General features: G+C 56.1%; 27 protein-coding genes. 22 read left to right on the top strand and 5 right to left on the bottom strand.

Annotated elements, in window-relative coordinates:
- Positions 1-382: 382 nt before the first annotated feature.
- From KQI10_RS09145 to KQI10_RS09125, 4 genes are all read right to left on the bottom strand, one after another.
- Complete coding sequence (locus KQI10_RS09145) at positions 383-1,777, bottom strand: recombinase family protein (protein ID WP_216567117.1); 1,395 nt, start codon at positions 1,775-1,777, stop codon at positions 383-385.
- A gap of 453 nt (positions 1,778-2,230) precedes the next feature.
- Positions 2,231-3,220 (bottom strand): DUF3644 domain-containing protein, encoded by a 990-nt coding sequence (locus tag KQI10_RS09135; RefSeq protein ID WP_216567116.1) that lies wholly within the window; start codon positions 3,218-3,220, stop codon positions 2,231-2,233.
- 93 nt (positions 3,221-3,313) lie between these two features.
- On the bottom strand, positions 3,314-3,502 hold the full coding sequence (locus KQI10_RS09130) for a hypothetical protein (RefSeq protein WP_216567115.1): 189 nt from the start codon (positions 3,500-3,502) through the stop codon (positions 3,314-3,316).
- An 11-nt stretch (positions 3,503-3,513) separates the two neighbouring features.
- Complete coding sequence (locus tag KQI10_RS09125) at positions 3,514-4,173, bottom strand: S24 family peptidase (RefSeq protein ID WP_216567114.1); 660 nt, start codon at positions 4,171-4,173, stop codon at positions 3,514-3,516.
- Between the two features lie 151 nt (positions 4,174-4,324).
- On the opposite strand from KQI10_RS09125, the gene KQI10_RS11970 reads away from it, so the two are divergent.
- Positions 4,325-4,552, top strand: coding sequence for a helix-turn-helix transcriptional regulator (locus tag KQI10_RS11970; RefSeq protein WP_371818397.1), 228 nt, complete (start codon positions 4,325-4,327; stop codon positions 4,550-4,552).
- A 35-nt stretch (positions 4,553-4,587) separates the two neighbouring features.
- On the top strand, positions 4,588-4,776 hold the full coding sequence (locus KQI10_RS09115) for a helix-turn-helix domain-containing protein (protein WP_216567112.1): 189 nt from the start codon (positions 4,588-4,590) through the stop codon (positions 4,774-4,776).
- Between the two features lie 37 nt (positions 4,777-4,813).
- On the opposite strand, the gene KQI10_RS09110 is transcribed toward KQI10_RS09115, so the two are convergent.
- Positions 4,814-4,957 (bottom strand): hypothetical protein, encoded by a 144-nt coding sequence (locus tag KQI10_RS09110; protein WP_216567111.1) that lies wholly within the window; start codon positions 4,955-4,957, stop codon positions 4,814-4,816.
- 165 nt (positions 4,958-5,122) lie between these two features.
- Between KQI10_RS09110 and KQI10_RS09105 the strand changes: the two genes are divergently transcribed.
- The 20 genes from KQI10_RS09105 (at position 5,123) to KQI10_RS09010 (ending at position 23,435) form a co-directional block, all read left to right on the top strand.
- The gene (locus KQI10_RS09105) at positions 5,123-5,389 is read left to right on the top strand and encodes a hypothetical protein (RefSeq protein ID WP_216567110.1); all 267 of its coding nucleotides are present in this window, start codon (positions 5,123-5,125) and stop codon (positions 5,387-5,389) included.
- Positions 5,390-5,665: 276 nt separating this feature from the next.
- Positions 5,666-5,875, top strand: a complete 210-nt coding sequence (locus KQI10_RS09100) for a hypothetical protein (protein WP_216567109.1) — start codon at positions 5,666-5,668, stop codon at positions 5,873-5,875.
- Between the two features lie 173 nt (positions 5,876-6,048).
- A complete protein-coding gene (locus tag KQI10_RS09095) occupies positions 6,049-6,309 on the top strand; it encodes a hypothetical protein (RefSeq protein WP_216567108.1) in 261 nt (86 codons plus the stop codon).
- Positions 6,310-6,503: 194 nt separating this feature from the next.
- Complete coding sequence (locus tag KQI10_RS09090) at positions 6,504-6,845, top strand: hypothetical protein (protein WP_216567107.1); 342 nt, start codon at positions 6,504-6,506, stop codon at positions 6,843-6,845.
- The gene (locus KQI10_RS09085) at positions 6,845-8,629 is read left to right on the top strand and encodes a PcfJ domain-containing protein (RefSeq protein ID WP_253285230.1); all 1,785 of its coding nucleotides are present in this window, start codon (positions 6,845-6,847) and stop codon (positions 8,627-8,629) included. The genes KQI10_RS09090 and KQI10_RS09085 overlap by 1 nt, the downstream gene beginning before the upstream one ends.
- Entirely contained in the window at positions 8,626-9,564 is a 939-nt protein-coding gene (locus KQI10_RS09080; RefSeq protein ID WP_216567105.1) for a DUF3102 domain-containing protein, read from the top strand. Before KQI10_RS09085 ends, KQI10_RS09080 begins: the two co-directional genes overlap by 4 nt.
- Positions 9,564-9,758 carry a hypothetical protein gene (locus tag KQI10_RS09075; protein WP_216567104.1) on the top strand — a complete coding sequence of 65 codons (195 nt, stop codon included), beginning with the start codon at positions 9,564-9,566 and terminating at the stop codon, positions 9,756-9,758. The genes KQI10_RS09080 and KQI10_RS09075 overlap by 1 nt, the downstream gene beginning before the upstream one ends.
- A 16-nt stretch (positions 9,759-9,774) precedes the next feature.
- Positions 9,775-11,097: an AAA family ATPase gene (locus KQI10_RS09070; RefSeq protein ID WP_216567103.1), complete on the top strand. Its 1,323-nt coding sequence runs from the start codon at positions 9,775-9,777 to the stop codon at positions 11,095-11,097.
- Complete coding sequence (locus KQI10_RS09065) at positions 11,097-12,236, top strand: ATP-binding protein (RefSeq protein ID WP_253285229.1); 1,140 nt, start codon at positions 11,097-11,099, stop codon at positions 12,234-12,236. The genes KQI10_RS09070 and KQI10_RS09065 overlap by 1 nt, the downstream gene beginning before the upstream one ends.
- Positions 12,237-12,254: 18 nt before the next feature.
- Positions 12,255-12,755, top strand: a complete 501-nt coding sequence (locus KQI10_RS09060) for a hypothetical protein (protein WP_216567102.1) — start codon at positions 12,255-12,257, stop codon at positions 12,753-12,755.
- Complete coding sequence (locus KQI10_RS09055) at positions 12,755-14,368, top strand: DEAD/DEAH box helicase (RefSeq protein WP_216567101.1); 1,614 nt, start codon at positions 12,755-12,757, stop codon at positions 14,366-14,368. Before KQI10_RS09060 ends, KQI10_RS09055 begins: the two co-directional genes overlap by 1 nt.
- Positions 14,346-16,604: an AAA family ATPase gene (locus KQI10_RS09050; RefSeq protein ID WP_216567100.1), complete on the top strand. Its 2,259-nt coding sequence runs from the start codon at positions 14,346-14,348 to the stop codon at positions 16,602-16,604. The genes KQI10_RS09055 and KQI10_RS09050 overlap by 23 nt, the downstream gene beginning before the upstream one ends.
- A gap of 271 nt (positions 16,605-16,875) precedes the next feature.
- Complete coding sequence (locus KQI10_RS09045; protein WP_216567099.1) at positions 16,876-17,271, top strand: RusA family crossover junction endodeoxyribonuclease; 396 nt, start codon at positions 16,876-16,878, stop codon at positions 17,269-17,271.
- Positions 17,268-17,633 (top strand): hypothetical protein, encoded by a 366-nt coding sequence (locus tag KQI10_RS09040; protein ID WP_216567098.1) that lies wholly within the window; start codon positions 17,268-17,270, stop codon positions 17,631-17,633. The genes KQI10_RS09045 and KQI10_RS09040 overlap by 4 nt, the downstream gene beginning before the upstream one ends.
- Positions 17,634-17,807: 174 nt before the next feature.
- Positions 17,808-18,254, top strand: a complete 447-nt coding sequence (locus KQI10_RS09035; protein WP_216567097.1) for a hypothetical protein — start codon at positions 17,808-17,810, stop codon at positions 18,252-18,254.
- A 129-nt stretch (positions 18,255-18,383) separates the two neighbouring features.
- Complete coding sequence (locus KQI10_RS09030; RefSeq protein WP_216567118.1) at positions 18,384-18,818, top strand: terminase small subunit; 435 nt, start codon at positions 18,384-18,386, stop codon at positions 18,816-18,818.
- Positions 18,802-20,055, top strand: a complete 1,254-nt coding sequence (locus KQI10_RS09025) for a PBSX family phage terminase large subunit (RefSeq protein ID WP_216567096.1) — start codon at positions 18,802-18,804, stop codon at positions 20,053-20,055. The genes KQI10_RS09030 and KQI10_RS09025 overlap by 17 nt, the downstream gene beginning before the upstream one ends.
- A 27-nt stretch (positions 20,056-20,082) precedes the next feature.
- The gene (locus KQI10_RS09020; protein ID WP_216567095.1) at positions 20,083-20,529 is read left to right on the top strand and encodes a hypothetical protein; all 447 of its coding nucleotides are present in this window, start codon (positions 20,083-20,085) and stop codon (positions 20,527-20,529) included.
- 15 nt (positions 20,530-20,544) lie between these two features.
- Complete coding sequence (locus tag KQI10_RS09015; RefSeq protein WP_216567094.1) at positions 20,545-21,996, top strand: phage portal protein; 1,452 nt, start codon at positions 20,545-20,547, stop codon at positions 21,994-21,996.
- Positions 21,993-23,435 carry a phage minor head protein gene (locus tag KQI10_RS09010; RefSeq protein ID WP_216567093.1) on the top strand — a complete coding sequence of 481 codons (1,443 nt, stop codon included), beginning with the start codon at positions 21,993-21,995 and terminating at the stop codon, positions 23,433-23,435. The genes KQI10_RS09015 and KQI10_RS09010 overlap by 4 nt, the downstream gene beginning before the upstream one ends.
- The last annotated feature ends 416 nt before the right edge of the window (positions 23,436-23,851 follow it).

The following is a 23,851-nucleotide window of genomic DNA, read 5'->3' as shown; positions in this document are numbered from 1 at the left end:
GAAAAAGTATGTGCGCAAGTTCCTGGAATCCAAGGGCTACAAACTGGACATTGACACCGTGGACGCATTGATTGAAGCCACTGTACGGGAGATGCAGCAGGAAGCCTTTGAGATCGTGGCCGTGCCCGAGCTGCCCGAAGCGGCAGAGGAAGACACCGAAGCCGAAACGTAATATGATTCCGCCGAAGGGGCGCTCTGGGAACGGAGTGAAGAAACTGTTGACACAGCCGCAAACCGGCGCTACTATTTCCATAGGGAGGTGTTCCTATGGACAAGATTGAGATTCTACGAAAATGGGTGAACGAAAGCCACAATATTGTAGCCTTCACCGGTGCTGGCGTAAGCACAGAGATCTGACGTTAGTCCTCCATTTTGGACAGAATTATGGACGGGGAATGATCTTGACGGGGGTGGTTCCCTGAACCTGAATTTCGGAGATGAGGGAGCGCCAAAGGCGGCGTTTATCTTCTTTGGAGAGGGTGCCGTAAAGGTCAAGGACATTATCGGACAGGAAATTCCGAATCGCTTGTAAATTTGGAAGTGTGGTTTGTTGGGAGGCGCGCTTAGCGGCTTCAATGGATTGCTTCAAGCGTTTGGTTTCGCTGGCATATTCTTCATCAGTGAGATTTCCTGCCATGAAGATGACATTCAAGCGGCGCAGCTGCTCATTCAGAGTGACAAGATCCTGAAGGTGCGGCTGCGGCTTTTTCTGTTTCTGCTGGGCTTCTACGGTGAGAACATAATCCTCCAGTTGAATGCGGATATTCTTCAGAAGGTACTTTTCAATTTTGCGTTCCGATAGGGTATGGTGGAATGCGCATAGATTAATGTTGGCGCGGCCGCAGCGGTAGCTCAGGTACTCCTTGGTCCGGTCTCTGGGATCAGACTTGAAGGTGGCCTTCAAAGTGTTGCCGCAGTCCGGGCAGCGAAGCAGGCCGGTAAAAAGGTAGATCCGTTCGGGGCGTTGCGTTTTCTTGATAGTCTGGTGGCCCAGGATGATTCGTTCCCAGTCCTGCCGACTGATGTAGGCCGGACAGTAGTCTTCGACGCCTTTGAAATTGCCGGTGTAGATCTCGTTTCGGGCGGTACAGGCCCAGGAACGGTAGTGGCGTGTGATGCCGTATTTTTCGTCGCAGTATATTCCGGCCTTGCGGACGGAATTGTAATTCAGGACATAGTCCCAGAAGTCCTGAAGAATAGGAGCCGTCTCGGGGTCCTTGACGCAGCGCTTGACACCGTCGATCACTTCGGGTCTGTAGCCATACGGCCATTTGTCCAGGCCGCCGGTGAAGCACCATTCCTTGCGCCGACGCTTGCCGTCAAAGACGAATTTGATACGTTCGCTGGTGCGATCTGATTCATTCTCGGCTACGCTGAGCATGATGTTGACCTTCAGGCGGCCGTCAGCGGTGGCGGTGTTGTAATCCTCCATGGTGGCCTGCCAGGTAACGTGGTTTGCTTCCAGAATCTCCTGAATTTTGTGGTATTCCCGGACGTTGCGGAACCAGCGGTCCAGTTTGATGAAGAGGATCCGGTCCAGCTTTCCGGCCTCTACGTCTGCAAGGAGCTGTTGCATGACAGGCCGCTTCATTGCCGGCTTTCGTGCGCTGTGCCCTTCGTCCCGGTAGATGCCCACAATCTTATAGCCGTGCTCCTGGGCATACTGGGTGAGAACTTCCTCCTGGGTTTGCAGGCTGTAGCCTTTCAGGAATTGCTCTTCAGTGGAGACTCTGGGATAGATGCCCACCCGGATGACTTCTGCGTTCGATTGCTTCATTTTTTCCTTGCCTTTCCGGGGCAAATCTGGTAATATAAAAAGGCAGACTGCCCCTATGTGCGACGATATTCGTGCGTCTGTAACGATCTCCAAGCGTTTGCAGACGCTTGGGGGAATGGCCGCTTCGGTGCTTGCAGGCACCGGGGCGGTTTTTGTTTATGCGGGTACGCTCAGCTCATACAGCTTATGAGGAGCAATGCCCTGGCCGTGGAGCCATTCAATGCCGACTCCTCCGGGGAGCAGGGATACGGAGCAGAAATAGGCTGTGTCCTTCAGCTCTCCAAACCAGGAGCCGGTGATACAGGGAGCAAGGACAATTTGTAAAAACTGACAATTGACAATTTGATAGTTCTAGCATATACTGTGTGTAAGCTAACTTGTGAAGGATGAAAGCTGGGTTCCCGAATGGGAGTAGGCGTTTTGCTTAGAATTCCCAAGCTCCTGGGGTTAGCTTTATTTTTTTACCTTTATTTTCAGATTATCAATGATATTGGCGGGATCTTTCTCAATTTCGGCTACAATGAAGTCAATGGCCAGCATAGAATAGCCGTAGGTTGGAGATTTGTTGACTGTATAAGTATAGCACAACTTTTTGTCATCTTTGATATGATAATACTTACAAAACAGTGAGAAGTGATATGTGTTGAACTCGATTGGAACTCCCTTTTGCAGAAGAGTGAGTCCTTTGCGTTTGAGACGATTCTTAATTTCTTGGATGCATTTCTTTGTATTGTATTTGTGCGTCTCACTGGGGTCTTTCAGTTCTTTGATGATTTGAACACCGGCCGTTGCATCCTTTTCAATATGGAGGATATCCGTTGCTTTTGACTTGTCTTTCGTGAGATAATGGAGATGTTCAATCCGGATTGCGTATGTGTTATTGTTTTCAGCAATCTCCTCGGAGAGGGTTTCATTGGAAGCGATAAGCCGCTCAGAAATTTGTCCTGGGTATTTTGCACGAAGTTCGGTCTCATTGAGAGCTTTCATGCTGACGGATAATGTCAGGAAATTCTGGGGGACAAGCTTGGTAATGTCAATATTATGAAACTCCTGCATTTTCTCTGTATAATTTAGAACGCATGCTTGGAACAGGGGAACGTAGAGCATCTCATACTCTTCAACAATGAAATGTGTACTTGTGTTTCTGAGTTCAATAATACGCATAAGGTTTTTGTAAATGGGTGAATGCTCATTTGTGAAAACCATCTTTATGCAGTTTTCAAGGGTTTTAGTTCTAGACGGGTTATCCTTGTAATAAATTGCGTCGATTCCCTGCGTGTTAATGATTCGTGCTTTTAACATCAACTCCCATGCGTTGCAGATAAAAAAGCTAAATCCTTCGACGCGATAGCGGATGGAGGGTTTGTTATAGACCTCAATTGCCATCAAGAAAGCTTCCTGCGATTTGCTTAAAAGCCGCTGAGCTAAAGGCTCGTTTTCCATATTTACTCCTTTCTGTTACTGCCCTGGCGCCCATTGCGCCGGGGCTTTTTATGTTGTCAGCCATTTCATGCGGAAACATACTTGTTTGATGCTTCAGAGCTGTACCTGCGGTCTGCCCTGGTTTTCGAAATAATCGATGGTGGCCTTCAGGGCATCGGCACGGGCAATTTCGCCGGCCCCACGGAGTTCAGCTTCAAGAGACTGGGGCGTCTTACCTGCGCGGATGAGTTCCCGCTTCCAGACGGCGTAGATTGCCGGCGTGGCTTCAGGGTGTACTTCCATGTTCTGCCTCCTTAAATTACTCGACTCAAAAATTGCACGGCCCGGCCGACGATCTCAGCGTTTTCCTGTTCACCGCGGATAATGATAGGTGGGTACATTGGATTCTCGGAGCGCAGCTCCAGATAGTCGGAGCCGTGGTAAATGCGTTTGAGGGTGTATTCCTCTCCGACACGGACCACGCCAATCTGACCGTCTGGTACTTCGCCTTCTTTGACAAAGACGGTATCACCGTCGAAGATCCGGGCATTGATCATACTGTCACCAACGCACTGGAAGACAAAGTCGGCGTCAATATCCGCCGGTGCCAGGACGGAGGCATCCTCCAGGGGCTTGAAAAGAGGCTGGCCGCAGGCTGTGCCGCCCAGAACCTGCCAGCGCTTCATGGCGGGGAGGGGATGAATGTTTGTGGAAGTGGGGATAGCCTCAATCTCTCTTCTTGCAATGTCCTGAAATATTATATCAGAGGCAGTGTCGAAATCTGCGATGGATAGCGGAGAAACACCAAGTGCGAGTGAAATCTTTATCAATCGGTCGGTTGGTATTTTTTCAGTTTGCCCCGTTGCATATCGTTGCAATGCTGATTTTGGTATGCCGGTTTTCTGAGATAATTCCCCATATGATATATTTTTCTCTTTTAGAAGATTGAGAATACGCATGGATGTCTCATTCATGATATCACACCTTTCCACAGGTATAATACAACATGCGTCCCAAAAATGCAATACAGTTTCCAAAAAAATTTTCAAATCGTCCCAAAAAAGAGTTGACATATAAATGAGCATGTGCTAGTATAAAGGCGTCCCGAAATTGAGACGAACGGAGGTGAGTACGGTGACAGGTAATAAGTTGAAAGGGAAGATTGCTGAAGCGGGGTATTCGCAGAGGTCATTAGCTGAAGCACTTGGTATGTCAAAAAATACGCTAAACTCTAAGGTAAATGGGAAAATCCCGTTTAATACTGTGGAGATTCAGCAGATTTGCGCGAGACTGGGGATTCACGATCTTCAGGAGAAGGCATCTATTTTTTTAGACCAATCGTCCCAAAAATAGGACGAATATACTGAAGCCGGGAGGTGAAACATTCATTGGAAATCACACTGCGGGCGGCTCGAGTAAATGCCGGACTGACGCAAGAGCAGGTGCAGGAGCGGCTGGGCATTTCCAGAAGCACGCTCCACAGGATCGAGACCGGGAAGAGTTCCCCGAAGTACAAGACCCTCTGCGATCTGTGCCGGCTTTACGGCATATCGACCGAGATTATCAAAAAAGAATAGAGCAGGATGGTGGTGCATCCTGCTCAGCTGGGAGAGCTTATTTCTTTTTGCTGGGCTTTGTCTGGGCCAGAGCGCTGCCAGCGACGCTCTTGGATGTTGCACTATAGCGGCCATCGTTCAGAATTTTAGACGCTTTCGATGCAACAGTGTGGCTGGTCTGCTTCATGTTCTGTTTCGCCATCGCATGTCCTCCTTTCGTTCGGGATGCTTCTATTATACTACATATTGTGTCATTAGCAAGTCTTGACCACTACATATAGTGTAAACATTCTATGAACATATATTCGAGAACGTGAAATGCGCGAAATTGAATCAGGTGAAAATCAAGAATTTCGGAGGTGAACACATGGAAAAAAGTAAGTACGAAGAAATTGATGAAAAGCTCAAAGGAGTGAAAACCCTTGCGGAAGCCAGGGAACGACTGACTGATGAAGAATTGGTTTACTACCTTCTGTATGACTACGATAGCGAATGTCTCAAGAAAGGCGATGAACGCTTGATCTCCGGCATCATCCGCGTAATTGCGGAAGATGAACCTTCCTTCAGGCGTTCGGTTGAACTCCTCGACGCAGCAAAGCATATTTTGGGAATCTTGTGCCGCTTGACCTTCTGATGAAACAGAACATCATCATGTGATACGAAAGGAGCAAATGCCATGGACAAAGATTTCTGGCAATTCTATTTTCTCGGGGTTTTCGTATCAGTGCTCATAATCGTAGCATTCCGGTTGCTAATTGCACGATGAGCCCCCAAGAATGGTTGTTGCCACACCCGCAAGGAATCCCCAGAATCTGTGCAGCCACGTTCCCTTCATTCATCCGGGTACGGCGGCGTCTGAATGAATTATAAGGTGAAAAATCCGGAAAATCAACAACAGGAGGTAAACACAATGGCCTATCAACCAATGAGCTGCTGCGATTTCCTGACCCAGCTCAGGCAGCCCGTGACGGAAAAAGACCGGGAGCTGGGCAAAGAGATCGTGAAGATCCTGACCGAAGCGAAATGCACCTATACGGAGAGCTTCCGGGTGCTGAACTTCACATCGGAATGCATCGAGCGCGCCATGATCGCCGGGGACAGGGATTTGAGAAATCTGTGACCAGTGAAAGAATCTGTCGCATGATGGTCAAAAAACCGGAAATCAACAAGGAGGTACATAATGTTCAATATTGAAAAGCTGATGCAGGTGTTGTCTGAGATCTTTTCGGACAAGTACGGCGTTCAGATTACCTTTACGGCTACGCCGAAGGAAAAGAAGGAGGCGAAGGAAGCATGAACCCCGAGGAAATGGCAAAGGCCATGGCTCAATACAGGGTCATGGCGGAGCAGCTGCGGCGGGCCAGGCGGGCGGTGGAGCAGCTTCAGAAGGAAAACGCGGCCCTGAAAAAGGAATGCGAGGCCCTGCGGAAGGAGCAGAGCGAGGCGGCCCGGCTCTTTGATCTGGAAAACGAGGGCTTTTTCGCCATCGTCCACCAGAATTACAGCCAGTCTCAGAAGCGCTGCACAAAGGTGGAGGTATATCACTTTGAGTGACTGGGACGAAGAAGAAAAGTACCGGGCGGTCAGCGGTGCGCTGACGGTGCTGATCGGCATCGGCAATATGGCGCTTCTGCTGCTGGCCGCCCTGACACGGGCATGAAAAAGCCGCATCTGGAGTTGGCGCTCCGGATACGGCAAGGGAAAAAGGATTACAGGTCTAGTATAGGCCATAAGAAAGGAAAAGTCAAATGACTTGTTTGGAAAAAATCACCGCTGCCCAGAAGGGCCTGGAGGGGACCGACGCCTTCATGGCCGGGGAGCAGCTGAAGGAAATCTGCCGGGACGCCGCCTGCGCGGAGCTGGTGGCCAGGGATCTGGACGTGAAGGGCATGAGCCTCCCGGACTGCGCCGCCAAAATCAAAGCCTATGCCGATAAGCACCGGGTGAAGGGGAGCAGCTGCGTTTGCGTCCCGCCGGATGTGGCGGAGGGGATCATCCGGGAGTTCTACGGCCTGCCGGGCAGGGGGCAGGAGGCGGCGCCGCAGCCGGCGCCCAAGAGCGGCTTTCTGGATCTGGAGGACTTTCTGTGATGGATCGGGAAGCCTTTGCGGAGCTGCTGCCGGAAGAAGCCCCCTACAACCTGATTTCCTGGGTCCGGGAAACCCAAAGCGGAGAACTCGGCGGCAGCGCCTACACGGTGTACCGCTGCGAACGGGCTGCCGGAGAGGCGTCCATGGAAGACCTCTTTGAGAATCGGATCCGCGGCAGGAACATCTGGGCCACGGCCTGCACCTGTACGGAATGCGGGGAAGTATGGCTTACCCGGAAGGGGGCTACGGCGGATTCCTTCTTCGTTATGGAAGGGGAGGACGGGGGCATCTACACGGCGGATCCGGAAATGACCCAGGAGGACGCCTACGCCTACATGGACATGGAGGTCACGGAGGGTGACGGCCTGTGCTGCCCCATCTGTGGAGAAGAGACCATCGTCATGCGGGCAAAGACCATCGGAAACGGAAAAACCAAGCGCTTGCAGATTGCGGAGCTGACCAACATCGATGGCTGCACGACCATTCTCTACTGGCTGGCGGAGAACCACATCACCCAGTACGGCGCGTGGCTGGAGCTGGCGCCCCGGTACGCCTACGCGCTGGACGAAAAGGGGAAGATCAGGGCTTTCTCTCACCGGCAATCCGGCGGCTATGCCATGGACGCCCCCAGCCTGAAGTGGCGGCCTGTGAAAAAATTCGCAGACAAGTGGAATGCCCTCTACTACGACTGGCAGAGCATCAATGGCCGGAAAGGGGGCTCTGTAGGCTGGCCCAGGGTGCCGGAGGACATGGCCGGGACCACCGGCGAGAAGACCGGCCTGGCGGGGTACTGGGCAGCAGTCAACGGGGAGCTGCCCCTGCAATACCTGAAGCTCTGGCAGAAGTGTCCGGCGGTGGAAAATCTGGTATACGCCGGATTCCACAAACTGTTGGAAAGCATAATCGCAACCGCCTTCAACTATGGCTATGATCTAGCCACGGAGGCAGGCAAGACGCTGGACCTGACCAGACGAAAGCCTCACGAGCTGATGCGGCTGTCCAAAGAGGATTACAGATCCGTTGACCACAGCGTCAGACCCGGGGAGCTGCGGCTGTTCCAGAGATTCCGGACCTTGGAGCCGGGATCGGATGCCGGAAAGCTATGGGCCAGAGTCCGGGGAGGAGCCGGGGAGGCGCTGCTTGACCAGATCGAGCGTTACGGCGGCAGTCTGGACCGCTACGACAGGTACTTTGAAAAGCAGGGACTGGATATTCGAAGCATCGGCCTGCTGGCGGATGCCAGGAAATTCGCCCAGGAGGCCCATCCCCGGCAGAAGCTGACGGAGGAGGAACTGTGGCCCCAGCGTTTGCAGCAGACCCATGACCGGCTCAGTGAGGCCCGGCTTCTCCGGCTGGATGCGGGCAAGTCTCAGAAGCTGCAAGCGGGCTTCGATGCGGTGCTTCAGACCTACGGCGGTCTTCAATGGACAGACGGAGATCTGGAGATCCTGTTGCCGAAAAGCAATCTGGAGCTTGTCCGGGAGGGGCAGGTCCTGCGGCACTGCGTAGGCGGCTATGGAAACGAACACGCCAAGGGGGAGAAGATCATCCTCTTTGTCCGGCGCCACCGGCGGCCGGAGCGCAGCTACTATACGTTAAATATCTCTTTTGCCGATGACCAGCCCCGGGAAATTCAGCTTCACGGCTACGGAAATGAACGTCACGGGAAGAACAAGCAGCACAGCCACAAGATCCCCGCCAGAGTCCGCGCCTTTGTGGACCGGTGGGAACGTGAAATTCTTGTCCCATGGTTTATACACCAGAAAAAGGAGAAAAGCGCATGAATGCAATCACGAAAACCCGGAGCCTGGAAACAGTCACCGCGGAAATCATTACCATCACCGCCCATGTCCGCAGAGAGGTCCTCTCGGGAGCTTTGGAGCTGGGGCGCCGACTGGTGGAGGCCAAGGAGCTGGTTCCCCGCGGCGAATGGGGGAAGTATCTGGAGGAGCAGGTGGCCTTCTCCGCCAGCCAGGCCGGGAACTTTATGCGGCTGTACAACGAGTACGGCGACAAGCAGGAAAGCCTCTTCGGCGGCGGCCTTCAGGCCATTGAGAATCTGTCTGTCACCAGTGCCATCCGGCTGCTGTCCCTGCCTGCCGATGAACGGGAGGCCTTTGTGGAGGAGAACGACGTTTCTGAGATGACCACCCGGGAGCTGGAGAAGGCTATCCGGGAGCGGAACGAGGCCCGAGAGGCACAGAAAAACGCCGAGGAAGCCGCCAAGGCTTCTTCGGACGCTCTGCAAAAGGCGGAGACGGATGCCGCGGAAGCGAAACAGAGGGCCGCGGCACTGGATAAAAAGCTGTTGGATGCCCAGAAGGATGCCCGGAAGGCCCGTGAGGCGCTGGAACGGCAGAAGACAGCCCCCACGGTTCCAGATGACCTGATGGCCAGAATCCGGCAGGACGCGGAAAAGACAGCCGCGGAAGCGTCCGCAAAGGAGGCGGCGGACAAGCTCCGGAAGCTGGAGGATGCCCGTGCCATGGCGGAGAAGAAGGCCGCTGCCGCGGAGGCGGCTCTGGAAGAGGCCCGGAGGCAAAGCGCCTTTCAGGATCCCCAGGCGGCGGTGTTCAAGGTTCTCTTCGGCCAGGTTCAGGAGGACTTCAATCAGATGTTTTCGGCGTTGGGGAAGGTACAGGATCCGGCGTTGGCGGAAAAGCTCCGTGGGGCTGTCCAAAAGCTCCTGGAGAGCTTGGAGGGGAGGGCTGGTGCCTGATGGCGACGCCGGCAGCCTATCAGGGCATGCGGTATTACCGCTGCTGCCTGAACTGTCCAAGCCGGAAAGGTGCCTGCTCTGACCGCTGTGCGGATTACCAGATCGCAAAGGCGTTTAAGGCGGCGGAGCAGGCAGAGATCAAACAGACGGAACCGTTCCGCGGGAGACGCAGGAACGTGAACGGGCGAAAATAACAACAGGAGGAGCAATATGGAATCTGTCAAAATTTCCAGCCTGGAGCTGGAAAACGTAAAGCGGATCAAGGCTGTCCGTCTGGTGCCCACGGAGAAGGGGCTGACGGTAATCGGCGGGAACAATGGACAGGGGAAGACCTCTGTGCTGGATGCCATTGCCTGGGCTCTGGGCGGGGACCGGTACCGGCCCAGTACACCGAACCGGGAGGGTAGCGTGGTGCCGCCCCGGATCCGGATTGAGCTGTCAAACGGTCTGGTGGTGGAGCGGGCCGGGAAGAACTCCGCCCTGAAGGTCACGGACCCCGCAGGTCAGCGGGGCGGCCAGCAGCTGCTGAACAGCTTCGTGGAGGAGCTGGCTCTGAATCTGCCCAAGTTCATGGAGGCATCCGGGAGGGAAAAAGCCGACACCCTGCTGAAGATCATCGGCGTGGGGGACCGGCTGTATACTCTGGACCGGGAGGAAAAGCAGCTGTACAACCAGCGCCTTGCCATCGGCCGGATTGCCGACCAGAAGGGAAAGTTCGCCCGGGAGCTGCCCTTCTATGAGGGTCTTCCGGAAGCGCCGGTTTCGGCTCTGGAGCTGATTCAGCGGCAGCAGGAGATTCTTCTGCGTAATGCCGACAACCAGCGGAAACGGGACAGGGTGCAGCAGATTGCCGGGGATCTGGCGCTGGGCATTCAGGAAATGGCCCAGCTGGAGGGGCAGATTAAGGCCCTTCTGGAGAAGAAGACCCAGCTGCAATACAATCTGGATCGGCTGAAAGAGGACCTGGAGGACGCCCGGAAATCCGCACGGGACCTTCAGGATGAATCCACCGCCCAGCTGGAGGAGGATCTGCGGAACATCGAGACCATCAATATCAAGATCCGGGCCAATCTGGACAGGGACAAGGCAGAGGAGGAAGCCCAAGGCTACCAGGAGCAGTACGACAAGCTCACCGGAGACATTGAAAGGACCCGGCAGGACCGCATGGACCTGCTGCGGGGCGCCCGGATGCCCCTGCCGGAACTCTCCGTAGAAGAGGGGGAGCTGACCTATAAGGGCAAGCGCTGGGACGGCATGAGCGCCAGCGAACAGCTGCGGGTCTCCACCGCCATTGTCCGGGAGCTGAACCCCAAGTGCGGCTTTGTGCTGCTGGACAAGCTGGAGCAGATGGATATCTCCACCCTGCGGGACTTTGGTATTTGGCTGGAAAGCCAGAATCTGCAAGCAATTGCGACCCGCGTCTCTACCGGCGGGGAGTGCAGCGTCATCATTGAGGACGGAAGCGTAGAGGCGGAGCCTCTGCCGGACCTGCCGCGTATGCCGCTTGAGAAATGGAAGGAAGGTGTATTTTAATGTTGAATATTTCCAGCGGGAGAATCCGGAAGCCTCAGAAGGTGGTCATCTACGGGCCGGAGGGCATCGGTAAGACCACCTTTGCCGCCCGGTTCCCGGATCCGGTGTTCATTGACACCGAGGGCAGTACATACCACATGGACGTGAAGCGCACCAGCAAGCCCCAGTCCTGGCAGGAGCTTATGGATCAGGTGCGGCAGATCGCCGGAAGCCCCGGCGTCTGCAAGACTCTGGTGCTGGACACGGCGGACTGGGCAGAGATGATCTGCGCCGCCTCTGTGGTCAGCAAGTACCAGAAGAAGAGCATTGAGGACTTCGGCTACGGCAAGGGCTATACCTATTTGCAGGAGGAATTCGGCAAGCTCCTGAACACCCTGACGGAGGTCATCAACGCCGGTATGAACGTGGTGCTGACGGCCCACGCCAAAATGCGGAAGTTCGAGCAGCCCGATGAGATGGGCGCCTATGACCGCTGGGAGATGAAGTTGAGCAAGCAGGTGGCCCCCATGGTGAAGGAGTGGGCGGACATGGTGCTTTTCGCCAACTACAAGACCTATGTGGTGGCGGCGGACGACAAAGGCAAGAAGCACAAGGCCCAGGGAGGCAAACGGGTGATGTACACTGCACACCACCCCTGCTGGGACGCCAAGAACCGCCACGACCTGCCGGAGGAGCTGCCGCTGGACTATGCCGCCATAGCCCAGTGCATCCCCGGAGACGGTTCACCCGCCCCGGCAGATATTCCCGCCCCGGCAGCCGTCCCCGCCCCTGTGGAAGTTCCGGCGCCCCCGCGGGAGCCGCCCCGGCCAACGCCGCGGCAAGAGGAAAATCGGGAAGAAAAGCAGCCCCGGCAAGCATCGCCCTCCGGGCCCGCGCCTGAGGCGCCTCCGGCCCCGCCTGCGGAGCCTGCCCCTGCGGGAGTACCGCCAAGGGTTCAGGTGCTGATGGATTCCGGCGGCATTACGGAGCAGGAGCTGCGGGACGTGATTGCCTGGAAGGGGTACTTCACCACGGATACCCCGTGGAGCGTTATGGAGGATATAGGCTTTGTTGACGGATGGATCCTGCCGTTCTGGCCTACGATTCTGGAAATGGCCAGTGCTATGCGCAGTGGTGAAGATTTATCGAGATTTCAGTAATTGAAGGAGGATATGGAAATGAGTGAATATCAGAACGCGGCCCATGAGATCGGCTGGGACGACCAGATCAGCGTTGACGGTGAGCAGTATGTGGTTCTGGAAGAGGGAGATTATGACTTTACGGTGACCGGTTTTGAACGTGGGAGGTTCCCCGGTTCGGCGAAGATCCCCGCCTGTAATAAGGCAGTGCTGACCCTGACGGTGTATGCCCCGGAGGGTACGGCCAATGTGAAATATGACCTGATCCTCTGGTCCAGTCTGGAGTGGAAGATCTCCGCGTTCTTCCGGGCTATTGGCCAGAAGAAGAGCGGCGAGGCCTTTGTGCCCAAATGGAACCAGGTGGTTGGTTCCAAAGGCCGGGCCCACTTCAAGCCCCGGAAGTACAGCACCCGGGACGGGGAGGAGCGCACGGCCAACGATGTGGCCAGCTTCTACGACGCGGAGACGGCCCCCGCCGCGCCGCAGCAGACCTGCGCCCAGCCTCAGAGCGGCGGCGCTGCCTGGCAGGGTAAATTCTGATGGAGCTGCGGCCCTATCAGATCGAGGCTGTTCAGGCGGTACAGGATCAGTGGCGGGAGGGAAACCGGCGCACGCTGCTGGTCCTACCCACCGGGGCGGGCAAGACCATTGTGTTCTGCAAGCTGACCGAGGGGCAGGTCCGAACCGGCGCCCGGGTGCTTATCATGGCCCACCGGGGGGAACTGCTGGAGCAGGCGGCGGACAAGCTCTACAGATCCACAGGCCTACGAAGCGCCACGGAAAAGGCGGAGGAAAGCTGCCTTGGCAGCTGGTATCGGGTGGTGGTCGGTTCCGTCCAGAGCTTGCAGCGGCCCAGCCGACTGGAGAAGTTCCCGGAGGACTACTTCGATACCATCATTGTGGATGAGGCCCACCATGTACTCTCCGACGGTTATCAGCGGGTTATGGAGCACTTTCCGGATGCCAACGTGCTGGGCGTCACCGCCACCCCGGACCGGGGAGATATGCGCAATCTGGGCCAGTTTTTCGACAGCCTCGCCTATGAGTACACCATGGTCCGGGCCATCCGGGAAGGGTATCTGTGCCCCATCAAGGCAGAGACCATCCCTCTGAAGCTGGACCTCTCCGGCGTTGCCGTCCAGTCCGGGGACTTCCGGGCCAGCGATCTGGACACGGCCCTGGACCCCTATCTGGAGCAGATCGCCCGGGAGATGGACGCCAGATGCCGGGAGCGGAAGACCGTAGTCTTCCTGCCTCTTGTGAAGACCAGCCAGAAGTTCCGGGATATCCTTTGCGGGGCAGGCTTCCGGGCGGCGGAGGTCAACGGCGAGAGCCAGGACCGGGCCCGGGTGCTTCAGGACTTCGCCGAGGGAAAATACAATGTGCTCTGCAACTCCATGCTGCTGACGGAAGGCTGGGACGACCCAACCGTTGACTGCGTGGTTGTGCTGCGGCCCACCAAGGTCCGGTCTCTCTACTGCCAGATGGTGGGCCGGGGAACCCGGCTGTCTCCCGCCACAGGCAAGACCCAACTGCTTTTGCTGGACTTCCTCTGGCACACGGAGCGCCATGAGCTGTGCCACCCGGCTTCCCTGATCTGCGAGAATGAAGAGGTGGCCCGGAAGATGACCGAGGACATTGCCGAGACCGGCGGGCCCGTGGACCTCATCGAGGCGGAGCAGACCGCAAGGGAGGACGTTGTCGCCCAGCGGGAAGAGACGCTGGCCAAGAAGCTGGAGGAGCAGCGGCGGAAGAAGCACCGTCTGGTGGATCCCCTGCAATATGAGATGTCCATTCAGGCCGAGGACCTTTCGGGCTATGTGCCTTCCTTCGGCTGGGAAATCGGACCGCCCTCGGACAAGCAGGTGCAGACTCTGGAGAAACTGGGGATCAACCCGGATGAAATTCAGTGTGCCGGCAAGGCGGCTCTGCTGCTGGATAAGCTGGAAAAGCGCCGCAGCGAGGGCCTGACCACGCCAAAACAGATCCGCTGCCTGGAGCGGTACGGCTTCCAGCATGTAGGCCAGTGGACTTTCGAGGCCGCAAAGAAGATGATCGACCGGGTCGCCGCAGCCGGGTGGCGGGGCGCACCCAGAGGGGTAGACCCGAAGACATACGATTGGAGGACAAATGGAACAGCTGAATCTGGCTGAGGTGCTGCAAAGCATTGACCCGGCGGCACTGAACTATCAGGATTGGGTCAACGTAGGCATGGCTCTGAAGCAGGAAGGCTACCCCTGCGAGGTCTGGGACAGCTGGTCCCAGAGGGACAGCCGGTACCATGCGGGAGAATGCGCGCGGAAGTGGCGGGGCTTCAACGGCAGCGCTGCCCCCGTCACCGGCGGAACCATCGTCCAGCTGGCCAGGGAGCAGGGCTGGGGCGGCGGCTCTTCCGGCCATGAGCTGGGCTGGAACGATGAGATTCGGGATGATCTGGTGGTCGTGGACAAGTCCTGGCTGGAAAGCCGGGAGGTCCGGGAGCCTGCCCAGTGGCACCCCGCCCGGCAGCTCATTACATACCTGGAAACGCTGTTCGAGGCAGGGGAGAACGTGGGCTATGTCACGGAGAGCTGGGAGAAGGAGGACAAGGACGGTCTCCGTTACCTGCCCACCAAGGGCAGCTTTGACCGGACCGCCGGGCAGCTCATTGAGGCTCTGAGCCGGTGCGGGGACGATATCGGCTCCGTGCTGGGGGACTACAAGCCGGAGGCGGGGGCTTGGATCCGCTTCAATCCTCTGGACGGCAAGGGCGCCAAGGATGAGAACGTGACGGAATTCCGCTACGCGCTGGTGGAAAGCGACAATATGCCCATCGAGCAGCAGAACGCCATGATCCGGGAGCTGGAGCTGCCCATTGCCTGTCTGGTCTACAGCGGCGGCAAGAGTCTCCACGCCATTGTCCGCATTGACGCGGCGGACAAGACGGAATACCGCAGCCGGGTGGACTACTTATATAATGTATTGCAGAAGAACGGCATGGTGGTGGACACCCAGAACAAAAACCCCTCCAGACTGTCCCGGATGCCTGGCGTTATCCGCAACGGCAGGAAGCAGTTCATTGTAGATACCAACATCGGCAGGAAGAGCTGGAACGAGTGGAAGGAATGGATCGAGAGCGTCAATGACAATCTCCCGGAGTTTGAGAGCCTGAGCGACTGCTGGAACGATCTGCCGGAGCTGGCCCCCTGCCTAATCGATGGGGTCCTGCGGCAGGGCCACAAGATGCTGATCGCCGGCCCCTCCAAGGCGGGCAAGTCCTTCGCCCTGATCGAGCTGTGCATTGCCATTGCCGAGGGCCGGAAGTGGCTCCAGTGGCGGTGCGCCAAGGGCCGGGTGCTGTATGTGAATCTGGAGCTGGACCGGGCCAGCTGCCTGCACCGGTTCAAGGATGTGTATGAGGCCATGCAGTGGCCCATTACCTCCATTGGAAATATCGATATCTGGAATCTTCGGGGAAAGAGCTTGCCCATGGACAAGCTGGCCCCCAAACTGATCCGGCGGGCCATGAAGCAGAACTATATCGCCGTGGTCATCGACCCCATTTACAAGATCATCACCGGAGACGAGAACAGCGCCGACCAGATGGCCGCTTTCTGCAACCAGTTCGACAAGGTCTGCACGGAGCTGGGCTGCGCGGTGATCTACTGCCACCACCACTCCAAGGGCGCTCAGGGCAGCAAGAAGTCCATGGACCGGGCGTCCGGTTCCGGCGTGTTCGCCCGGGACCCGGACGCCATGCTGGATCTGGTGGAGCTGGAGCTGACCCCGGAGATCATCGAGCAGCAGCAGAACGCCGCGGCAGCGAAAGCATGGCTGGAGTGGATCCGTCTGCGGGAGCCTACGCTGATGAACAAGGTCTCTCAGGACGATGAATGCAGCCCTGCGGCTCTGGAACGGATCGTGCGGAACAGCCTGCCCCTCTGGATGTGCGAGGGGGCCATGGATCACGTCCGTAAGGTCCGGGAGGCGGCGGGGGCCTATACCGGCTGGCGGGTGGAGGGCACGCTGCGGGAGTTTCCCAAGTTCAAGCCCGTGGATCTGTGGTTCCGCTACCCTGTGCACCAGCTGGATGAGAGCGGCATTCTGGGGGATCTGGACGCGGACGGCGGCCAGCCAAACTGGAAGAAGGCCAACCATTCCCGGAAGAAAAATGCCGCTGACCAGCGGCAGGAGAAGACCCGGAAATATGCCGATGCCGTGGCCAACGCCTGCGCCGGAGAGGCCCCCACAACGGCGGATATCATCCAATACTTCGCCGGAACAGGCCGGGAGGTCAAGCCGGACACCGTGAGAAAAGACCTCAATAAGTTGGGTTTTTCCCTGAATTCGGAAAAACGCTGGGTGAAGGTCATTGAGCCGATTTCGCAGGACGGAACAGAGAATTCCTGATGCGTCCCGTGTGCGGATTCAGCAGGACGGAACAGGAAAATTTCTATTGCATCCCGTGGCAAATCAGGCGGGACGGAATAGGAAAAATCCTGTTCAATCCCGGCGGGACGGAATAGGTCCCCCCTACGGGGGGAGTGTACGTGTACCGTCCCGCACGGGATGGAGTGGGATGGGCTTCAGACTCAGCCCATCCCACCATACCCGCACGGTACGGGACGATCCGCGAAAATCCCGATGTGAAAAAAGTTGGAAAATCGGAGGTGTTGAAAAAATGATGATTCAATTCTTTCTTCCCATGGTGCCGCCTACGGTGACGCATCAGGAAAAGCAGGTGGCCGTGGTAAGCGGCAAGCCCAGATTCTATGAGCCGGCAGAGCTGAAGGCTGCCCGGGTCAAGCTGCGGGACGCACTGGCGCCTTTCCGCCCGGGGGAGCCAATGAAGGGCGGCGTGGGGCTGTATGTGAAGTGGTGCTTCCCCAGAGGCCGCCACCCGGACGGCAGCTACCGGATCACGAAGCCGGACACGGACAATTTGCAGAAGCTCCTCAAGGACGTAATGACGGGCCTGGGCTTCTGGGAAGACGACGCCCGTGTGGCCTTTGAGCTGGTGGAGAAGTTCTGGGCTGAGGTGCCGGGGATCTTCATCCGTGTGGAGACGCTGCCATGACGGACTACACTCTGGATGTGCTGGAGGATATGGCCATCCGGCAGGAGCCTATCCCGGAGATGAAGAGCCAGGCGAAGATTTTGCTCTATGAGTCCTTCCGGAATCTCTACTGGTACGCCCGGCAGTACGGCCTCAGCCAGGAGCAGGGGAAGCAGGAGAAGCAGCGCATCCTGGACGGCTACCGCATGAACAAGTTCCTGGAGGAACTGAACGAGAGCACAAGTGCCATGTGGCAGCGCATTGAACTGGCCTCCACAGCCTACCGGAAGGCTCCCGGCGTGGAGACCGCGGACGCCCTTCTGGAGGCCATCTACAACGTGAAGCGGAAGCTTCCGGAGAAGGGGGCCTGCGGTGATGGATGACCGGGAAGCGTTGGAGTGCATGAAGAGACTGCGGGAGTTCTGCCGGCGCCAGCGCATTTGCCGAGAGTGCATCTTCCACCTGCGGGAGCCTGGATGCTGGACGTGCCAGCTGAAAAGACTGGACCTGTTTGATATGCAGGAAATCAAGGCAAATTTGGAATTCAAGAGGGGCGGGTGAAGTCGTTGGACGTCAAAGAATTCTTTCAGCAGATCCGGCATATCGACAGCCAGATCAACGGGAAGATGGAGCAGCTGGATCGGATGAAGGCTTTGGCCACCAAAGTCACCGCGGCGATGTCCGAGGCCGGCGCAAGGACCTCCGGCCCGTCCCGGGGAATGGAGAACACCATAGACAAGATCATTGCGCTCCAGGAGGAGCTGAACGCCGACATTGACCGGTATGTAGATCTGAAGCGTGCGGCGAACGGCATCATTGGCCGGATTGAAAATGAGAAGTACCGCCGTGTGCTGGAGAGCCGTTACCTGCTGGGCAAGACCTGGGAGACCATTGCCGATGAAATGGGGATGACCTGCCAGGGTGTGCTGAAGCTCCATGGAAGAGCCTTGCAGGAAGCAGAAAAAATTTTCCCGGCATTTCTTGAAAAGTTGCTGGAAGTTTAGTATCTTCCTGTGATAGGATTAAACTGCCGAAGTGAATAAACAGGATTCCTTCCTGAACCGCCCCGGGTTTACCTCCTGCTCTGGGCGGTTCTATTTTACGCAGAAAGCAAGGTGACAGCCGTGGCGAAGCTGACGGACAAGCAGAGGCGCTTTTGTGACGAGTATCTGGTGGACGCCAACGCCACGGCCGCCGCAATCAGAGCTGGTTACTCGAAGCGGACGGCAGCCTCCATCGGCGCCGAAAACCTTATAAAACCTGATATCAAAAACTACATTGCCCGGCGCATGGCGGAGAAGGAAGCGGAGCTGATCGCCGATCAGGACGAGGTGCTCCGGTATCTGACCTCTGTCATGCGGGGCCGGTCCCGGTCCTCTGTGGTGGTTGTGGAGAACGTGGGGGACTATATGAGCGAGGCCCGGGAGATGGAGAAGGGACCGGACGAAAAGGAGCGGCTGAAGGCCGCGGAGCTGCTGGGCAGGCGGCACAACCTGTTCAGCGAAAAGGTGAAGGTGGATGTGAATCTGCCGGTGGTGATTTCGGGGGCGGATGATCTTGAAGACTGAGACTGTGAATATCTCCCTGCCGGAGACTGTGGGCAGGGGCTACGGCACCTTCTGGCGGTTCCGCGGCCGCTACAGGGTGGTCAAGGGAAGCCGGGCCTCCAAGAAGTCCAAAACGACGGCCCTTTGGTATATCGTGAACATGATGAAATACCCCGAGGCCAACACACTGGTGGTCCGAAAGACCTTCCGCACGCTGAAGGACAGCTGCTTCACGGAGCTGAAATGGGCGGTGCACCGGCTGAAGGTGGACGCCTGGTGGGAGTTCCGGGAAAGCCCTCTGGAGGCCACCTATCTGCCCACAGGGCAGAAAATCTATTTCCGCGGGCTGGATGACCCCTTAAAGGTCACGTCCATTACGGTGGACGTGGGCGTGCTCTGCTGGGCGTGGCTGGAAGAAGCCTACGAAGTCATGAAGGAAGATGACTTCAACGTTCTGGATGAATCCATCCGTGGTGAATGCCCGGAAGGGCTGTTCAAGCAGTGGACAATTACCTTCAATCCGTGGAATGAGCATCACTGGCTGAAAAAGCGGTTTTTTGACGCGCCGCCGGATCCTGACGTGCTGGCAATCACCACGAACTATATGTGCAACGAGTGGCTGGACGCCGGGGATATCAAGGTCTTCGAGGATATGAAGAAGCGGAATCCCCGGCGCTACGCCGTGGCGGGTCTGGGTGGCTGGGGGATCGTGGACGGTCTGGTCTATGAGAACTGGCGGGAAGAAGCCTTCGACATCGACCAGACGCGGCGGAAAGGCGGCATTGTGTCCGCCTTTGGTCTGGACTTCGGTTACACAAACGACCCTTCAACGCTTTTCTGCGGTCTGCTGGACCAGAAGGAAAAGCGTTTGTTCGTGTTTGACGAAATGTACGAAAAGGGGCTTTCCAACAAGCGCATTGCCGAGACGATTCAGGGCATGGGCTACGGCAAGGAAAGAATCACAGCCGATTCCGCCGAGCCGAAGTCCATTGACGAGCTGAAGAGTCTGGGCCTGCGGGTCAAGGGCGCCGCGAAAGGAAAGGACAGCATTACAAACGGCATTCAGTGGATTCAGGATTTGGAAATCATCATTCATCCGCGGTGTGTGAACTTCATGACGGAAATCAGCAACTACACCTGGGACACGGACAAATTCGGGAACAAGCTGAATGTGCCGATCGATGATTTCAACCACCTGATGGACGCCATGCGCTACGCCCTGGAGAAGTATATTACGGGCAGCAAATGGCTGATATAAATTCACAACGAAAGAAGCGTGCCGCAAATGACATTGAAAGAAATTCTGCCCCTGCTCGGTGGTGGACTGGTGGGGCTGCTGACCCTGATCCAGATTGCCCCCATCAAGGTAAATCCCTGGTCTGCTATTCTGGAATGGCTGGGAAACCAGACGAACAAGGCCCTGCTTGCCAAAATGGAAGCCTTCGAGGCGGACATGAAGGGCGTAAAGGCGGAGGTTGACACCATCCGGGACGAGAACCGGGAGATACACGCCAAGGACTGCCGGGTCAGAATCCTTCGGTTCGCCGATGAAATCTACCTGAGCCAGCCCCACAGCCATGAGCATTTCAAGCAGATTCTGGGGGATATCACCCATTACGAAAAATACTGTGACGCGCACCCGGAATTTGAAAATCAGATCGCGGTTGCGGCCATTGCGCAAATCAAAGATACATACAACGAACGGTTGAAAAAGCACGATTTTTTAGCGTGAAACGGTGGTGGTTAGATGCTGTCCATAAACGAAATCAGGAAGTTCATTGAAGCGGATGCCCAGAGTGACCGGAAGCGGTTCGCGCGAACCGGACTGCGGTACTTCGAGGGAGACCACGATATCAGGGGCTACCGGATTTTCTTCATCAACGGGGAGGGAAAGCTCCAGGAGGACAGGACGAAAAGCAATATCAAGATTTCCCACCCGTTCTTCCGGCTGCTGGTTGACCAGCAGACCCAGTATATGCTTTCCGGTCACGGCGGCTTTGTGAAGTCCGATATTCCGGAGCTGCAAACGGAGCTTGACGCCTACTTCAACGACAACGAGAGCTTCCGGGCGGAGCTGAACGGCCTGATTTCCGGCACAGTCGCCAAGGGCTGGGAGTATATGTACGCCTACAAGGACGAAAACGACCGGACGGCGTTTCAGGTGGCGGACAGCATCGGCGTTGTGGAAGTCCGGGAGAAGGAAACCGATGACGGCTGTGCCTATGTGATCCGCTGGTTCATTGACCGGTTCGATAAGGACAACAAGGCAATCAAACGGATTCAGGTATGGGACAGGGAACAGACCTGGTTTTACTGCCAGGAAGGGGAGGGGGCTATCGTCCCGGATGATTCCCTTTCCCCCAATCCCCGGCCCCATATTCTCTACCGGAAGGACGGGGACGAAGGCACCTACTATGACGATTACGGCATGATTCCCTTCTTCCGGCTGGACAACGGGCGGAAGCGGTTCAGCGGATTGAAGCCCATCAAGGCGCTGATCGATGACTACGACCTGATGAACGCGGGCCTGTCCAACAACATTCAGGACACCAACGAGGCTTTGTATGTGGTCAAGGGCTTTCAGGGGGACAATCTGGACGAATTAATGCTGAACGTCAAGACAAAGAAGCATATCGGCGTGGATGAAGACGGCGGTATTGATATCAAGACCGTGGATATCCCCGTGGAGGCCCGGAAGACCAAAATGGAAGTGGACGAAAAGAACATTTTCCGTTTCGGGCAGGGCGTGAACACGGAGGCCCTGAAGGACACCAGCGCCACGGTCTCCATTGCCATCAAGTCCGCTTACGCCAATCTGGACCTGAAGTGTGACGGCCTGCTGCCGTTCCTGCTGCAATTCATGCGCAAGCTGCTGAAGCTGGTGCTGAAGGAGATCAACGACGCCATGGGTACGGACTATGAGCAGAAGGACGTTTACTTTGACTTCTCCCGGGAGATTATCACCAATGCTCAGGAGAATGCCCAGATTGACCTCACCAAGGCCCAGGAGCAGCAGACGAAGATCACCACGCTGCTGAATACTGCTTCCCTTCTGGGGCAGGAGCTGACGGCGCAGCTGGTTTGCGAGGCTTTGGATCTGGACTATGACGATCTGAAGGATAAGCTGCCCAAGGCCGAGGAAGACCCCACAGCGGCGGCGCTGGCGGCTCTTGACAAGTTCGGCGGTGATGCGGTTTGAACAAGTGGCAAATCGAAGTGCAGAAGTCCCTGCTGAAAAGCGAGGCGGAGGCCGTCAAGGCGCTGGAAAGCCAGTATAAGCGGGCGCTGACCGATATCAACCGGAAGGTCAGGGACTTTCAGGCGGAAATTGACCTGCTGGACGCCGCCATGAATCAGGAGGGTCTGGACGATGCCGCAAGGGCGCTGCTCCAATCCCAGCGCCGGTCTAAAATTTATCAGAAGCAGTATCAGGAGGCGCTGAAAAGTCAGGTCAGCGGCATTCTGGACAAGATGCGGGGCGACAACTACAGCACCATTGAAAGCTATCTGAAGGATTCCTACGAAACGGGCTATGTGGGCACCATGTACGACATAGCGAAGCAGGGAATCCCAATCATAACGCCCATGAATCAGGCGGCGGCAGTCCGGGCCATTCTGGTGGACAGCAAGGTCAGCGGCGGACTTTACAAGCGATTGGGAATTGAGGTTTCCGCGCTGAAGAAGGCCGTTACGCAGGAGATCAGCCGGGGCATTGCCACAGGGCTGGGGTACGGCGATATCGCCCGGAACATTGCCAACGCTACCAGCGCCCCATTTTCCAGAACAAAGACCATAGCCCGGACGGAGGGCCACAGAATCCAGCAGACCTCCACCGCCGACGCCCAGCGGGCGGCGAAGGACAAGGGGGCCGATGTGGTCAAGCAGTGGGATTCTACCCTTGACGGCAAGACCAGGGAATCCCACAGGCGGGTTGACGGAGAGATCCGGGAGCTGGATGAAACGTTCTCCAATGGCCTGATGTACCCCGGCGATCCCAACGGTGCTGCCGCCGAGGTCATCAACTGCCGCTGCGCCTGCCTGACCCGTGCCCGCTGGGCGCTGGATGAAGAGGAACTGGAAGAGCTGAAGCAGCGGGCGGAATTCTTCGGGCTGGATAAGACGGAGAATTTTGAGGAGTTTAAGGCGAAGTATCTGGAGGCAGCCGAAGAAGCCCCCGATTTCAAAGTAATCAAAGAAAAGAGAAAGACTTCTGAGGGCGTTTTCGAAACGTTTAACAATTCAAACGCAGATACAATCAGGCCATATTCCATCATGAAAGACATGAAGAAATCTGATTATGGCCGAGCAATGCTTGATTACATAAATGCCGAAAATGTTCCAGTAAGGCTATTGTATGGTGTTGACAACGAAAATGATATACTTGGTTGCTATGACCCATTCGATGACACAATTTCCGTTTTTTGTGACAACACCAAAACAATTAAAGAAACCAGTAAGACGGTAATTCATGAGGCAACACACAGAAAATTGCGTGGTAGTGGAATATCAGCTTTCAACGAGGAAGTGGAATGCTTCAAGGCTGAACTTTTGCACGAAAAGGGGCCATTGACAAGCGAAGAAATAGAAGCTATAATCAAATTCGTAGAGGAGAACTACCCAGATTTGGAAAGGGGCTGACGTTATGACTTTCTCCCAAAGAATCGAATATATGCGAAGCGGCGGGAAAATAAAATGCCCTAGATGCAAGGAAGGGTATGTTTCTGCTGTGGGGAACCCGAAAGAGACAAACTACTTTGCCTGCCCGTGTGGGTGCAGGATTATTCTTACCAAGAAATTAGAGCTTGATATGTAAAAAGCACTGTGCAATTCGCATGGTGCTTTTTTCATGCCCATTTTCAGTAAGCTGCAAGTTTGCCGCAAGTTTGGTGTAAGTTTGCTGCAAGTTTGCCGCAAGTTCTGACCATTTTCGTGACCTCACGAAAAAGACAATCCGTAAAAAGGCAACCGCTAAGTTATTCTTAGAGGTTGCTTTTTATATTTCAAAATCCGAAAGGAGCAAACAAAAATGATCGATTTGACCCCCATTGTGAACG

Source organism: Pseudoflavonifractor sp. MSJ-30 (assembly GCF_018918045.1).
GTDB lineage: Bacteria > Bacillota > Clostridia > Oscillospirales > Oscillospiraceae > Faecousia.
Note: the sequence above shows the minus strand (reverse complement) of the source record. Positions and strands in the feature narration are given on the sequence as shown.